The organism is Nocardioides sp. IC4_145 (assembly GCF_011250565.1).
GTDB lineage: Bacteria > Actinomycetota > Actinomycetes > Propionibacteriales > Nocardioidaceae > Nocardioides.
Map to the genome: position 1 here is coordinate 95,061 of NZ_JAANMS010000005.1, position 13,686 is coordinate 108,746.

General features: G+C 71.9%; 13 protein-coding genes and 2 tRNA genes. 1 reads left to right on the forward strand and 14 read right to left on the reverse strand.

Annotated elements, in window-relative coordinates:
- The first annotated feature begins 1 nt into the window (after position 1).
- On the forward strand, positions 2-2,632 hold the full coding sequence (gene valS / locus G6553_RS04175; protein ID WP_166189437.1) for a valine--tRNA ligase: 2,631 nt from the start codon (positions 2-4) through the stop codon (positions 2,630-2,632).
- Positions 2,633-2,672: 40 nt separating this feature from the next.
- Here the strand turns inward: valS and G6553_RS04180 are convergent, their stop codons facing one another.
- The 14 genes from G6553_RS04180 to G6553_RS04245 form a co-directional block, all read right to left on the reverse strand.
- Positions 2,673-3,251: a hypothetical protein gene (locus G6553_RS04180; RefSeq protein ID WP_166189438.1), complete on the reverse strand. Its 579-nt coding sequence runs from the start codon at positions 3,249-3,251 to the stop codon at positions 2,673-2,675.
- Positions 3,252-3,442: 191 nt separating this feature from the next.
- Complete coding sequence (gene clpX / locus G6553_RS04185; RefSeq protein ID WP_166189440.1) at positions 3,443-4,726, reverse strand: ATP-dependent Clp protease ATP-binding subunit ClpX; 1,284 nt, start codon at positions 4,724-4,726, stop codon at positions 3,443-3,445.
- Between the two features lie 86 nt (positions 4,727-4,812).
- Positions 4,813-5,427, reverse strand: coding sequence for an ATP-dependent Clp protease proteolytic subunit (locus G6553_RS04190; RefSeq protein ID WP_166189442.1), 615 nt, complete (start codon positions 5,425-5,427; stop codon positions 4,813-4,815).
- A gap of 4 nt (positions 5,428-5,431) precedes the next feature.
- Positions 5,432-6,037, reverse strand: coding sequence for an ATP-dependent Clp protease proteolytic subunit (locus G6553_RS04195; RefSeq protein ID WP_154616936.1), 606 nt, complete (start codon positions 6,035-6,037; stop codon positions 5,432-5,434).
- Between the two features lie 105 nt (positions 6,038-6,142).
- Entirely contained in the window at positions 6,143-6,652 is a 510-nt protein-coding gene (locus tag G6553_RS04200; protein ID WP_166189444.1) for an SRPBCC family protein, read from the reverse strand.
- Complete coding sequence (locus tag G6553_RS04205) at positions 6,649-7,827, reverse strand: alpha/beta hydrolase (protein ID WP_166189446.1); 1,179 nt, start codon at positions 7,825-7,827, stop codon at positions 6,649-6,651. Before G6553_RS04205 ends, G6553_RS04200 begins: the two co-directional genes overlap by 4 nt.
- Before the next feature lie 65 nt (positions 7,828-7,892).
- Positions 7,893-9,293, reverse strand: a complete 1,401-nt coding sequence (gene tig, locus G6553_RS04210) for a trigger factor (RefSeq protein ID WP_166189448.1) — start codon at positions 9,291-9,293, stop codon at positions 7,893-7,895.
- Positions 9,294-9,352: 59 nt separating this feature from the next.
- A tRNA-Pro gene (locus tag G6553_RS04215) sits at positions 9,353-9,425 on the reverse strand.
- Positions 9,426-9,461: 36 nt separating this feature from the next.
- A tRNA-Gly gene (locus G6553_RS04220) sits at positions 9,462-9,532 on the reverse strand.
- A 104-nt stretch (positions 9,533-9,636) separates the two neighbouring features.
- On the reverse strand, positions 9,637-10,728 hold the full coding sequence (locus G6553_RS04225; RefSeq protein WP_166189450.1) for a PP2C family protein-serine/threonine phosphatase: 1,092 nt from the start codon (positions 10,726-10,728) through the stop codon (positions 9,637-9,639).
- 79 nt (positions 10,729-10,807) lie between these two features.
- Positions 10,808-11,650: an Fpg/Nei family DNA glycosylase gene (locus G6553_RS04230; RefSeq protein ID WP_166189451.1), complete on the reverse strand. Its 843-nt coding sequence runs from the start codon at positions 11,648-11,650 to the stop codon at positions 10,808-10,810.
- A 10-nt stretch (positions 11,651-11,660) separates the two neighbouring features.
- Entirely contained in the window at positions 11,661-12,167 is a 507-nt protein-coding gene (locus G6553_RS04235; protein WP_166189453.1) for a ribose-5-phosphate isomerase, read from the reverse strand.
- 13 nt (positions 12,168-12,180) lie between these two features.
- Positions 12,181-13,050, reverse strand: coding sequence for an alpha/beta hydrolase (locus G6553_RS04240; RefSeq protein WP_166189455.1), 870 nt, complete (start codon positions 13,048-13,050; stop codon positions 12,181-12,183).
- 11 nt (positions 13,051-13,061) lie between these two features.
- Positions 13,062-13,631: a hypothetical protein gene (locus tag G6553_RS04245; RefSeq protein WP_166189456.1), complete on the reverse strand. Its 570-nt coding sequence runs from the start codon at positions 13,629-13,631 to the stop codon at positions 13,062-13,064.
- Positions 13,632-13,686 lie beyond the last annotated feature (55 nt).

The following is a 13,686-nucleotide window of genomic DNA, read 5'->3' on the forward strand; positions in this document are numbered from 1 at the left end:
CATGACCGAGACCCCGCAGCAGCAGGCCCCCGACACGCCGAGCGCCCCGCCCGCGCTCGCCGTACCGGAGAAGCCCGCGCTGGAGGGGCTGGAGCAGAAGTGGGCCGAGCGCTGGAAGGCCGATCGCACCTACGCGTTCGACCGCACCCAGCCGCGCGAGAACGTCTTCTCCATCGACACCCCGCCGCCGACCGTCAGCGGCAGCCTCCACGTCGGCCACGTCTTCTCCTACACCCACACCGACGTCGTCGCCCGCTTCCAACGGATGCGCGGCAAGTCGGTCTTCTACCCGATGGGCTGGGACGACAACGGCCTGCCGACCGAGCGCCGGGTGCAGAACTACTTCGGCGTCCGCTGCGACCCCTCGCTCCCCTACGACGCCGATTTCACGCCGCCGGCCAAGCCCGACCCGAAGAAGCAGGTGCCGATCAGCCGGCCCAACTTCGTCGAGCTCTGCGAGCAGCTGGTCCAGGAGGACGAGCAGGTCTTCGAGTCGCTGTGGCGCACCCTCGGCCTCTCGGTCGACTGGGAGCAGCACTACACGACGATCGGCCCGAAGGCGCAGACCGCCAGCCAGCGCGCGTTCCTGCGCAACTTCGCCCGCGGCGAGGCCTACCTCCAGGAGGCGCCGACCCTCTGGGACGTCACCTTCCAGACCGCGGTCGCCCAGGCCGAGCTCGAGGCGCGGGAGTACGCCGGCGCCTACCACCGCGTGGCCTTCCACCGCACTGACGGCGAGCCTGGCCAGGAGACGGTGTGGATCGAGACCACCCGCCCCGAACTCGTCCCGGCCGTCGTCGCCCTGATCGCGCACCCCGACGACGAGCGCTACCAGCCGCTCTTCGGCTCCACGGTCACCTCGCCGGTCTTCGGCGTCGAGATCCCCGTCGTGGCGCACCCCGCGGCCGAGATGGACAAGGGCGCCGGCATCGCCATGTGCTGCACCTTCGGGGACCTGACCGACGTGCAGTGGTGGCGCGAGCTGCAGCTGCCGGTCCGCACCGTCATCGGCCGCGACGGCCGCCTGCTCCGCGAGACCCCCGAGTGGCTCGCGGCCGCGCCCGCCACGGCGGCGTACGAGCGCCTCGCCGGCAAGACCACCTTCTCCGCACGCGAGGAGATGGTCACCATGCTGCGCGAGACCGGCGACCTCGACGGCGACCCCAAGCCGACGCAGCGGATGACGAACTTCTTCGAGAAGGGCGACAAGCCGCTCGAGATCGTCGCGACCCGCCAGTGGTACATCCGCAACGGCGGCCGCGACACCGACCTGCGCGACGAGCTCGTCGCGCGCGGCTCCGACATCACCTGGGTCCCGACCCACATGAAGCACCGGTACGACAACTGGGTCGGCGGCCTCAACGGCGACTGGCTGATCTCGCGCCAGCGCTTCTTCGGCATCCCGTTCCCGGTCTGGTACCCGCTCGACGACCAGGGCGAGCCCGACTACGACCACCCGCTCCTCCCGTCAGAGGCGGAGCTCCCGATCGACCCCTCGACCGACGCCCCGCGCGGCTACGCCGAGGACCAGCGCGGCAGGGCCGGCGGCTTCATCGGCGACCCCGACGTCATGGACACCTGGGCGACCTCCTCGCTGACGCCCCAGATCGCCGGCGGCTGGGAGGAGGACCCGGACCTCTTCGAGAGGGTCTTCCCGATGGACCTCGCCACCCAGGCGCACGACATCATCCGCACCTGGCTGTTCTCCCGCGTGGTCCGCGCCCACTTCGAGCAGGGCGTCACCCCCTGGAGCCACGCTCTGATCTCCGGCTTCGTGGTCGACCCCGACCGCAAGAAGATGTCGAAGTCCAAGGGCAACGTGGTCGTCCCGACCGAGATCCTCGACAAGTTCGGCGCCGACGCCGTCCGCTGGCGCGCTGCGATGTCCCGCCCCGGGCTGGACTCGCCCTTCGACGAGAGCCAGATGAAGGTCGGTCGCCGGCTGGCGATGAAGGTCCTCAACGCCTCGAAGTTCGTCCTCGGCGGCGTGGGTGCCTCCGCGCTCAACCCGTTCGAGGTCTCCGAGCCGATCGACTGCGCGCTCCTGGGCCGCCTCGCCGAGGTCATCACGAAGGCCACGGAGGCGTTCGAGGCCTACGACTACACGACGGCGCTCGAGACGATCGAGAAGTTCTTCTGGGAGTTCTGCGACGACTACCTCGAGCTGGTCAAGGAGCGGGCGTACGCCGAGGACGGCGGCACCGCGACCGCCTCGGCGAAGGCGACGCTGGCCATCGCCCTGCACAAGCAGCTGCGCCTGCTCGCCCCCTTCCTGCCCTACGTGACCGAGGAGGTCTGGTCGTGGTGGCAGGAAGGCTCGGTCCACCACGCCTCCTGGCCCGGCGTCCTCGAGCTCGGCTCCCCCGCCGCCGCTGACGCGGCGACGGTCGACGCCGTCGCCGCCGCCCTGGCGGGCATCCGCGGCGCCAAGTCGCAGGCGAAGGTCTCCATGCGAGCCGAGCTGTCCCGGGTCGAGGTGAGCGGTCCCGAGACGCTCGTCCGCGCAGCCGAGCTCGCCGCCGACGACCTGCGCCGCAGCGGCAAGGTGACCGGCGACCTGGTCTTCACCGTCGACGGCTCCGCCACCGAGCTGTCCGTCGCCGCCGAGCTGGCCCCGGTCGCCCAGGACTGACGTCGGCGCGTCGGCCGCTGGCCCCCTGCGGCCGGCCGGCTCAGGGAGTCGGCGCGGTCGAGGTCGGGGTCGAGCTGGGCTCGACCGGACGCTCGGCGCCCGAGGTCGCGGTGGGGCTGGTCGAGCCGGACGGCGACGCACCGGGCGACGGCTCACCCGACGGGGCGGGCTGCTCGCTCGGCGGCGTGGTCGGGCCGGGCGACGGCGAGGGCCCGCTGGTGCTGCCGAGGTCGATGCCGGGCGACGGCTGCTCCGGCTGGAAGGACGGGCTGGGTGCGCTGTCTCCGGTGAGGAACGCCGCGAGCCCGGGGATGGCGCCGAAGACCTCCACCGGCAGCACGGGGCGTACGTCGCCGGGCCGGTCGGCGGGGGCGGCCGCGGTCGAGGAGCCCGGCATCGTGGGGGCCGACGTGCGGACCGAGGTGGGGACGCCGGTCGGGGTCGGCGCGGCGGACCCGTTCGTGCTCGGCCGGCTGGTCGGTGCGACGGTCGTGACGGCCACCGTCTCGTCGACGTCGGGTCGCGGGTCGTCGCCGGCCAAGGACTGCACGACGACGCCGCCGGCGATCATCGTCACGAGGGCGAACGCGGCCAGGGGCGCTCGGTGCTGGTCGCTCACGGGCGGTTCCTCCTCCCGGCGCTTGGTCCGCCGACGGACACGAGTCTCCCCCACCCCGAGTGTGGGCGCGACATCACCGATGCGTCCATGGCCTGAACGGGCCATGACCAGCCGGTAGCGGAGCGGCCTCGTTCCGGGTGCCGTCCGTGGTGCCTGTTCCGTGGTGGGGGCGCCCGCGGGTCGGCCCGGGCTCAGGCCGACTTCTTCTTCTTCGTCTCGATCTCGCGGGGGACGAGCGTCGGAGCGGCCTCGCCCATGACGACCTCGCCGGTGAGGACCACCTTGGCGACGTCCCCGCGCGACGGCACGTCGTACATCACGTGGAGGAGGACCTCCTCGATGATCGCGCGCAGGCCGCGGGCACCGGTGCCCCGCTCGAGCGCCTTGTCGGCGATCGCGGCGATGGCGTCGGGGGTGAACTCCAGCTCGACGCCGTCGAGCTCGAAGAGCTTCTGGTACTGCTTGACCAGCGCGTTGCGCGGCTCGGTGAGGATCTGGACCAGCGCCTCCTGGTCGAGCTTGTTGACGCTCGCGATCAGCGGCAGGCGGCCGATGAACTCGGGGATCAGGCCGAACTTGGTGAGGTCCTCGGGCCGGACGTGCTGGAGCAGGTCGTCGGCCTCGCGCTCGGTCTGGCCGCGGACGTCCGCGGTGAAGCCGAGCGTCTTCTTGCCGACCCGCTGCTCGATGATGTGCTCGAGCCCGGCGAAGGCACCACCCACCACGAAGAGGATGTTGGTGGTGTCGATCTGGATGAACTCCTGGTGCGGGTGCTTGCGCCCGCCCTGGGGCGGCACCGAGGCGGTGGTGCCCTCGATGATCTTCAGCAGGGCCTGCTGCACGCCCTCGCCGGAGACGTCGCGGGTGATCGAGGGGTTCTCCGCCTTGCGGGCCACCTTGTCGATCTCGTCGATGTAGATGATGCCGGTCTCGGCCTTCTTGACGTCGTAGTCGGCGGCCTGGATGAGCTTGAGCAGGATGTTCTCGACGTCCTCGCCGACGTAGCCGGCCTCGGTCAGCGCCGTGGCGTCGGCGATGGCGAAGGGGACGTTGAGCATCCGCGCGAGGGTCTGGGCGAGGTAGGTCTTGCCGCAGCCGGTCGGTCCGATCACGAGGATGTTGGACTTCGCGACCTCGACGACCTCCTCCTTGCTGTGCTTGCCTGCGACGGGCTGGAGGCCGGCCTGCACCCGCTTGTAGTGGTTGTAGACCGCCACCGCGAGAGACTTCTTGGCCTGCTCCTGGCCGATCACGTAGGAGTTGAGGAACTCGAAGATCTCACGCGGCTTGGGCAGCTCCTCGAGGCTGACCTCGGCGCCCTCGCTGAGCTCCTCCTCGATGATCTCGTTGCACAGGTCGATGCACTCGTCGCAGATGTAGACCCCGGGGCCCGCGATGAGCTTCTTGACCTGCTTCTGGCTCTTTCCGCAGAAGGAACACTTCAGCAGGTCACCTCCGTCACCGATTCGCGCCACGGCCGGTCATCCTCCTCAACAGTGCTGAAACTCAGGAGACGGTACCCCGTGCCGGCCCCGCGAGGGGGCCGACACGGGGTGACGCGTCAGGACGTGGCGAACGCCGGGGTCGCCTTGCGGGACTCGACGACCGTGTCGATCAGGCCGTAGTCCAGAGCCTGGTCGGCGGTGAGGATCTTGTCGCGCTCGATGTCGCGGCTGACCTGCTCCATGTCCTTGCCGGAGTGGGTGCTGATCATCTGCTCGAGCAGCTCACGCATCCGCAGGATCTCGTTGGCCTGGATCTCGATGTCGGAGGTCTGGCCGAAGGTGCCCTCGGTGTAGGGCTGGTGGATCAGGATGCGGCTGTTGGGCAGCGCCAGGCGCTTGCCCTTGGTGCCGGCGGCCAGCAGGATCGCCGCGGCCGAGGCGGCCTGGCCGATGCACACCGTCTGCACGTCGGGCTTGATGAAGTTCATCGTGTCGTAGATGGCCGTCAGCGCGGTGAACGAGCCACCGGGGCTGTTGATGTAGATCTGCACGTCCTGGTCGGGGTTCATCGACTCCAGGCACATGAGCTGGGCGATGACCGCGTTCGCGACGTCGTCGGAGATCGGCGTGCCGAGGTAGATGATGCGGTCCTCGAACAGCTTCGCGTAGGGATCGATGCGACGGAAGCCGTAGGAGGTGCGCTCTTCCCACTGCGGGATGTAGTAGTTCATGCGTTCAGTCCTTCTGGTGGGCCGGACGGCCCTCGTCGGCGGCGTCGCGGGCAGACTTCACGACCTGGTCGACCAGGCCGTACTCCATCGCCTGCTGGGCGGTGAACCAGCGGTCGCGGTCGGCGTCGGCCTCGACCTGCTCGCGGGACTGGCCCGTGTGCTCGGCGATGAGGTCGAGCAGCACCTGCTTGATGTGCAGCGACTGCTGGGCCTGGATCTTGATGTCGGAGGCGGAGCCGCCCATGCCCGAGGAGGGCTGGTGCATCATGATCCGCGCGTGCGGCAGGGCGTAGCGCTTGCCCTTGGTGCCGGCGCACAGCAGGAACTGGCCCATCGAGGCGGCCAGACCCATGCCGACGGTCGCGACGTCGTTGGGGATGTAGTTCATCGTGTCGTAGATCGCCATGCCGGCGTCCACGGAACCACCCGGGCTGTTGATGTGCAGGAAGATGTCGGCCTCGGGGTCCTCCGCCGAGAGCAGCAGCAGCTGGGCACAGATCGCGTTGGCGTTCTGGTCGCGGACCTCCGAGCCGAGGAACACGATCCGCTCGCGCAGCAGGCGCTGGTAGATGTGGTCGTCGAGGACGTTCAGGCCTGCGCCACCGTTCATCTCAGGGGCGCCGGAGAGGCTGGGGTTCTGGGTCACGTCGTCGACCCTAGCCCGCAGCACCGACACTTCCACGGGTTGTCCCCCGCTGTTCGCCGACAGCGGATTTCACCCGGCCCGCACGCCCTCCGCAGCCGCCTTGAGCCGCCCGACCGTCTGGACCATGGCCTGCTCCAGCTCGTCGGCGTGCGCTGCGGAACCGCCGAGCGCGAGCGGCGCGAAGACCTTGCTCACAGCGGTCAGCCGACGCGGCACGGGGCGGCGGTGGACCACGCGCGTGGACCGCCCGTCCGGCCCCTCCGGCGACAGCTCCCACACCCACCGGGCGCCGCTCGAGGTCGTCAGCCAGGCGAGCGTGCTGCCGGGCACGAGCTCGTCGACCACGTTGCGGGTGGGCCACACGGCCAGGCCGCGGCGGTTGATCCCGAGGTACCACTGCCCCACCCGCAGCCCGCCGCGCTTGAGCGGCACCATCCGCACCAGCTCCGGGCTGCGCTCCGGCATCCGGTCGAGGTCGGTCAGCAGGTCCCACACGGCGGCGGGCGGGGCCGCGACGACGGTCTCGGCGCGCAGCTCACGGTCGGGGGCGCCGGTCGAGCCGGCGAGAGGGGCGGTCACGGCAGCCATCGTCGCAGGGCGCGGTGGACCTCGGGGTGGTTGAGCAGGCCGAAGTGGTCGGTGCGGCCCACGTGCAGCACCTCCCCGCCCGGGAACAGCGTGCGCCCGCGCCGGTCCCGGCCGTACGCCGATCGCGGCCGCACCAGCAGGTCGCCGACCACGTCGCCCACCGGGTGCCGCTGCGACCTCGTCAGCGTCGCCGCGACCAGGCGATAGCGGGCGTGCGGCAACGGCGGCACGTCGTGGGCGAGGCCGGCGACCAGGTCGTGCACCCCGACCGAGCGCCAGTCGAGGATCCGGCCGAACGCGGCGGTCTCCGGGAGCACCCCGAGCCCGCGGCTGCCGTGGCCGATGCCCCACGCGATCGGCGCGCCGAGGTGCGGGGTGCCCAGGGTGACCACGTCGGTGACCCGCTCGGTCCACGGCCGCTCGGCCTCCGTCGCCACCGCTCCGGCGGCGCGCACCACCAGCCCGCCGAGCGAGTGCCCGACGAGCGCGACCTGCTCGACCTCGACCGGCCAGCCGTCGACCAGCCGCTGCATGAGCCCGGCGAGCGCGACGCCGTTCTCGCGCAGGCCGAGCCCGGTGTTGGCGCGGAGGAAGACCGGCGTCCACCCGCGGCCCGCCAGCGCCTCGCCGTACGTCGTGCCGGTGCGCTCGCGCCAGCGGTTCCAGTACGACTCGTTCTCGCACAGGCCGTGGAGGAGCACCACGACCTTGCCGGTGGCGGCCGGGAACGCCTCCGCCAGCCCGTCGAGCGGCACGTCGCGGCCGCCCCTGCGCACGGCCATCGGGATCGCCATCTGCGGCCGCTCGCGCAGCAGCCGGTCCCCGATCAGGCCGTTGACCGCGGAGCTGACGAACCGCCCTCGCGGCCCGTCCTCCAGACGAGGACCCACCCCGGTCGCCGCGGCCCTGTCGAGCCCGGTCGAGGCGGCGCGCAGGCCGGCCGACACCCCGGCGTACACCGCGCCGGCGATGCCACGGTGCAGCCGCTCGGGCACGCTCGCGGCGCCTCCGGTCGCGGGGCGCGCCACGGCATGGACCCGGTCGGCCCAGGCGGTGTGGGTGTCGCGGACGCTGCGCACGACCAGCTCGTCGGCGACCTGGCCCAGCAGCGAGAGCGCGTCGAGGTACGTCGGGCCGGCTGCCGCGGGGGCGTGCGGAACGGGCATGGGACGACGATACCCGCCTGGGTGCACACATGTGCACCCAAGCGGGCATCGGCGAGGCGTGGGGGTCAGTCGTCCTTCGAGGACTCCTCCTCGGTGGTCTCCTCGGCGGCGGCGTCGCCCGTCTCCTCGGTGACCTCCATGATCGTGCCGTCGGGCTGCAGGTTCTTCAGCTCGACCACGTTGCCCGAGGCGTCCTTGACGACCGCGGTCTCGACGATCGTCGCGAGCGCCTTGCCGCGCAGGATCTCCTGCACGAGGTCGGGGATGTGGTTGTGCTCGAACATGTGGTTCGCGAACTCCTGCGGGTTCTGCCCCGACTGCTGGGCACGCCGCACGAGGTGCTGGGAGAGCTCCTGCTGGTCGACGCCGAGCTCCTCGTTCTTCGCGATCTCGTCGAGGAGGAACTGCGCGGCGACGGCGTCGCGGACCCGGCGCTCGAGGTCGGCCTCGAACTCGTCCTGGGTCTGGCCCTCGTCCTCGAGGTACTTCTCCATCGTGATGCCGGCGAACGCGAGCTGCTGCTCGATGTTCTGGCGGCGCGCGTTGAGCTCGTCGGTGACGATGCCCTCGGGCAGCGGCACCTCGACCTTCTCGAGCAGCGCCTCGAGGACGGCGTCGCGGGCCTCGGCGGCCTGCTCGAGGCGCTTGCCCCGGCCGAGCCGCTCGCGCACGTCGGCGGTGAGCTCGTCGATGGTGTCGAACTCGGAGGCGAGCTGGGCGAACTCGTCGTCGTACTCCGGCAGCTCCTGCTGCTGGACCTGGGTGACCTTGACCCGGACCTCGACCTCCTGGCCGACCAGGTCGCCGCCCACGAGCTGGGTGGTGAAGGTCTTCTCCTCGCCGGCGGCCATGCCGGTCAGCGCCTCGTCGAGCCCGTCGATCATGCCGCCGCGGCCGACCTGGTAGCTCATGCCGCTGACCTCGGCGCCGTCGACGACCTCGCCGTCCTTGGTGGCGACCAGGTCGAGCACGACGAAGTCGTCCTCGGCAGCCGGGCGCTCGACGTCGGACAGGGTCGCGAAGCGCTCGCGCAGGGCCTTGACCTGCTCCTCGACGTCCTCGTCGGAGATCTCGACGTCGTCCACGGAGGCCTCGAGACCCTCGTAGGAGGGGAGGTCGATCTGCGGACGGATGTCGACCTCGGCGGTGAACTCGAGGACCTCGTTGTCCTCGAACTTCGTGACCTCGATCTCCGGCTGCGCCAGCGGGCTCAGCGAGTTCTCCTCGAGCGCCGCGACGTACTGCTTCGGCAGCACGTCGTTGATCGCCTCGTCGAGGACGGCGCCGCGCCCGACCTGGCGGTCGATGACCATCGGGGGCACCTTGCCGCGGCGGAAGCCGGGCACGTTGATCTGCTGGGCGATCTTCTTGTACGCCGCGTCGAGGCTCGGCTTGAGCTCCTCGAAGGGCACCTCGACGGTCAGCTTGGCCCGGGTCGGGCTCAAGGTCTCGACGGCGCTCTTCACAGGTTGTCTCCTGTCAATCGTTTCTCGGTCACCGGTCGGTGAGGGTGGTGTGTGGTGCGTCGGGGCGACAGGACTCGAACCTGCGGTCTCCTGCTCCCAAAGCAGGCGCGCTAGCCACTACGCTACGCCCCGCCAAGAGGCCCACCGGGGGTCCGGCCGGCTCCTGAGAGCGGATGACGGGAATCGAACCCGCGTAGCCAGTTTGGAAGACTGGGGCTCTACCATTGAGCTACATCCGCGCGCCGTCATCAGGGCATGCGAGCACGCCTGAGTCCTGCTCGGGTCATCGTGCCACACGGCCGCGGGCCGCTCCCAAACGGCCTCAGGGCACGCTCCGACACGCTCAGCGCCGGTTGACCACGACCACCGCGCGGTCGTCGTCGCGGGAGCCGAGGGCGGCGACGAGCTTGTCGGCCGCGCCGCGGAAGTCGCCGCGGAGCAGGCGCTCGGCCTCGCCGAGCATCCGGTCGATGCCGAGGTCGATGTCGCGCTGGGGCTCCTCGACCATGCCGTCGGTGTAGAGCAGCAGCGCGTCGCCGGCCTGGAGGTGCCCGGTGGCGGCGGTGAACACGGCCTCGTCGATGAGCCCGAGGAACGGGCCGCTGCTGTCGAGCACCGACCAGCGGCCGCTGCCGGCGGCGCGGACCACGGCCGGCGGGTGGCCGGCCGAGCGGACGGCGTACGCACCGGTGACGAGGTCGAGGGAGAGGTGGACGGCGGTCGCGAACCCCTCCTCCCACTCCTGCTGGAGCAGGTAGGCGTTGGCGGCGGGCAGGAACTGCTCGGGCGGGAGGGCGCCGAGGAGCCCGCCGAAGGCGCCGGAGAGCAGCAGGGCACGGGTGCCCGCCTGCTCGCCCTTGCCCGAGACGTCCACGACCACGACCTCGAGCCGGTCGGTGCCGTGGGGCCGCACGGAGACGACGAAGTCACCGGCGAACGGGGTGCCGCCGGCCGAGCGCAGCGCCGTCTGGACCTGCCAGCCGTCGGGCAGGTCCGGGCCCCCGCCCTGGTTGAGGATGCGGTCACGCAGGTCGACGAGCATCGACTCCCCCAGCACGTTCGCCACGCCGAGCCGCGAGCGCCGGAACGACGTGAGCAGCACGATGAAGCCCATGACGAACTGGATGCTGACCGTGCCGACCGTCCGCGCCGTGATGGTGTCCTGCACAGCCAGCGAGACGGTGAGCAGCAGCATCACCACGATGACGAACCACGGCAGCGTCCGCGGGCCGAGCACCAGGCTGCCGAGCAGCAGCGGCACCATCTGCGCGGACAGCGGCATGCCGTCCGGGTAGAGCGCGACCAGCACGGTCGAGAGGACCCCGAGCCCGATCAGGCCCACCGCCCACCGGGTCTCGAGCGGGAAGCGGCGGCGGAGCACGGAGGCGTACCCGCGACGGGAGGCCACGCGCCGGGCGTCGTGCGCAGCCGTCATGGTCGCCTCGCGGGAGTCGTGTGGTTCCGGGGGGCCGACGCGACGGCGCCGAGCGCCGTCCGCGCAGGTGGGGGCGGGTTCACTGTACGGCGCGGGAGCGGAACGTCGGCTGACAACGCGGGCACCAGAACACGTTGCGTGCCTGGAGCACCTCGGTGCGCACCTTCGCGCCGCAGACCAGGCAGGGCTGGCCGTGGCGGCGGTAGACGTAGACCTCGCCGCCGTGGTCGTCCTTGCGGGGCGGACGGCCCATCGCCTCGGGGGTGTGCTCCGGGCGGACCGTGTCGATCCGGCCGGTGCGCACGCCCTCGGCCATCAGCACCACCAGGTCGTCCCACATCGCCTGCCACTGCGACTGCCGCAGCGTGCTGCCCGGCCGGAGCGGGTGCATCCGGTGCCGGTAGAGCAGCTCGGCGCGGTAGACGTTGCCGACGCCGGCCAGCACGGTCTGGTCCATGAGCAGCCCGCCGATGGGCGCGCGGCTGCGACGGATCCGCTGCCAGGCGCGGTCGGGGTCGGCGTCCGGGCGGATCGGGTCGGGCCCGGACCGCGCCACGACGAGGTCGCGCTGCTCGGCGGTGACCAGCTCGCACGTCGTCGCGCCGCGGAGATCGGCGTACGCCGTGCCGTCGGCGCGCACCAGGCGCATCCGCACCTGGCCGACCGGGTCGGGCACCTCCTCGACGCCCGTGCGGACGTCGAGCTTGCCGTAGAGCCCCAGGTGCACGTGCACGAACCGCTCGCCGGCGAACCCGACGAACAGGTGCTTGCCCCACGCCTCGGCGCCCTCGAGCACCTGGCCGTCGACCAGCGCCGCGGACTCCGCGAAGCGCCCCTGCGGGCTGCCGACGCGCACGACGCTGCCGGCGAAGGCGTCGGTCAGCTCCAGCGCGAGCCGGTGGAGGGTGTGTCCCTCGGGCATCGCGGTTGGGTCAGCCCTGCTCGTGGCCGCGCGCCGAGTCCGGCAGCGGCGGCAGCTCGCGGGTGGTCTCGTACGACGCCAGCTGGCCGATCCGGCGCACGTGCCGCTCGTCGCCGGTGAAGTCGGTGCCGAGGAACACCTCGACGAAGCGGGTCATGTCGTCGACGGAGTGCATCCGGCCCCCGACCGACACGACGTTGGCGTCGTTGTGCTCGCGGGCCAGCACGGCGGTCTCCTCCGACCACACCAGCGCGCAGCGGACGCCCTGGACCTTGTTGGCCGCCATCTGCTCGCCGTTGCCCGAGCCGCCGATCACCACGCCGAGGGAGTCCTCCCCCGCCACGCGCTCCGCCGCGACCGCCTCGGCCGCGCGCAGGCAGAAGACCGGGTAGTCGTCGAGCGCGTCGTGGACGAACGGGCCGTGGTCGACCGGCTCGTGCCCCTGCTCCCGCAACCAGGCGACCAGGTGGTCCTTGAGCTCGAGGCCGGCATGGTCGGAACCGAGGTGCACGCGCATGGCCCCGATCCTCTCAGGGGACGTGCTGGCGGACGAAGCCGGCCACCTGGCCCATCATCGGCTCCGCGGCCGGGAAGACCGACGGGTGGCGCCAGAAGCCGTGCAGCTGTCCCTGGTAGCGGGTCGAGACGACCTCGACGCCCTCCTCCGCGAGCCGCAGCGCGAGGTGCTCCGCCTCGTCGCGGAGCGGGTCGTGCTCGGCGGTGACCACCAGGGTCGGCGGGAGCGTGCCGAGCCGGTCCGAGCGGAGCGGCGCCAGGTCGGGGTGCTCGAGGTCGGCCGGCGTGGCGGCGTACTGCTCCCAGTACCAGGCGGCCTCGCGCGGGTCGAAGCCGTCGGTCGCGGTCGCGTAGGAGTCGAAGCCGGCCGTCGGGTCGAGGAAGGGGTAGATGAGCACGGCCGCGGCGAACGCCCCGGGGTGCCGGAGCGCGGCCACGAGCGCCAGGTTGCCGCCGGCGCTGTCGCCGTGCACGACGAACGGCCCGGGCTCGTGCGCCTGCAGCCAGCCGAGCGCGGTCGAGACGTCGTCGGGCGCGGCGGGGAACGGGTCCTCGGGCGGTCGGCGGTAGTCGACGCTCAGCACGGCCAGCCCGGTGCGGTTCGCGAGCCGGCGGGCCGAGGCGTCGTGCACCTCGACGTCGTGGAAGACGAAGCCGCCGCCGTGCAGGTGCACGACCACGCCGGGGCGGGCGCCCGCGGGGCGGTAGAGGCGGCACGGCACGCCGTCCGCGTCGACGTCGACGACCTCGGCGACGTCCTCGCGCGGCTCGGCGAGGGCTTCCTCGCGCGCCCGGGCCCGCTCGGCCACCAGGTCGTGCTCGTCGGACCACGCCGGCGGGCCGGACGGCTGCTCGAGCGCGCGGCGGGACTCCGGGAAGAGCATCGTCGTCCTCCTCAGCGCTGCATGAGCGCGTCGAGGCCGACCGCGATCGCCGCGGCGACGCGGAAGTCCACCCGCTGGTCGGGCACGTTCACGGTGTACTTGTCGCGCATCGAGGCCTGCCGCTCGACGCTGAGCAGCGGCTGCCCGTCGCTGCCCACGAAGTCGAAGTGGATCGGCAGGAACGGGATGTCGGTGAACCGCCGGACCAGCGCCACCGCCTGGCTGCGCTCCTGGCCGGTGCCGGCGTAGCCCGGACCCTCCACGTGGAACGTCGAGCGCATCAGGCTCGCCCCGAAGTCCTTGCGGAAGAACCCGATCTGCTGGCCGGTCTCGTCGGTGATGTCGTAGCCGGCGTTGAGGTCGAGCTTGCGGCGCGCCTTGAACGCGAAGACCGCCCGGCTCTTGCTGGCGTCGCTGAAGAACGTCACCTGCTCCTTGAACGCCAGCCGCTTCTGCTCGGCCAGGCCGTACAGCTGTCCGAACGAACCGTCCGGGTTCGCGGCGTACAGCTCGTAGCGGTTGGTGGTCATCGCGAGCTTCTGCTTGACGTAGAACGTCGGCAGGTACATCTGCGCCGTCATGCCCCGCAGCCTAGGGGCACAGCCGCCGCGCGCCGCGCGCCGGCGGGCGGTGGGG

Excerpts from the sequence above, each read along its gene's own strand:
- G6553_RS04240 (WP_166189455.1), bottom strand. The coding sequence starts at position 13,050 with ATGCTCTTCCCGGAGTCCCGCCGCGCGCTCGAGCAGCCGTCCGGCCCG.
- G6553_RS04225 (WP_166189450.1), bottom strand. The coding sequence starts at position 10,728 with ATGACGGCTGCGCACGACGCCCGGCGCGTGGCCTCCCGTCGCGGGTAC.
- G6553_RS04205 (WP_166189446.1), bottom strand. The coding sequence starts at position 7,827 with ATGCCCGTTCCGCACGCCCCCGCGGCAGCCGGCCCGACGTACCTCGAC.
- G6553_RS04245 (WP_166189456.1), bottom strand. The coding sequence starts at position 13,631 with ATGACGGCGCAGATGTACCTGCCGACGTTCTACGTCAAGCAGAAGCTC.
- G6553_RS04235 (WP_166189453.1), bottom strand. The coding sequence starts at position 12,167 with ATGCGCGTGCACCTCGGTTCCGACCATGCCGGCCTCGAGCTCAAGGAC.
- G6553_RS04190 (WP_166189442.1), bottom strand. The coding sequence starts at position 5,427 with ATGAACTACTACATCCCGCAGTGGGAAGAGCGCACCTCCTACGGCTTC.
- G6553_RS04230 (WP_166189451.1), bottom strand. The coding sequence starts at position 11,650 with ATGCCCGAGGGACACACCCTCCACCGGCTCGCGCTGGAGCTGACCGAC.
- G6553_RS04195 (WP_154616936.1), bottom strand. The coding sequence starts at position 6,037 with ATGAACGGTGGCGCAGGCCTGAACGTCCTCGACGACCACATCTACCAG.
- valS (WP_166189437.1), top strand. The coding sequence starts at position 2 with ATGACCGAGACCCCGCAGCAGCAGGCCCCCGACACGCCGAGCGCCCCG.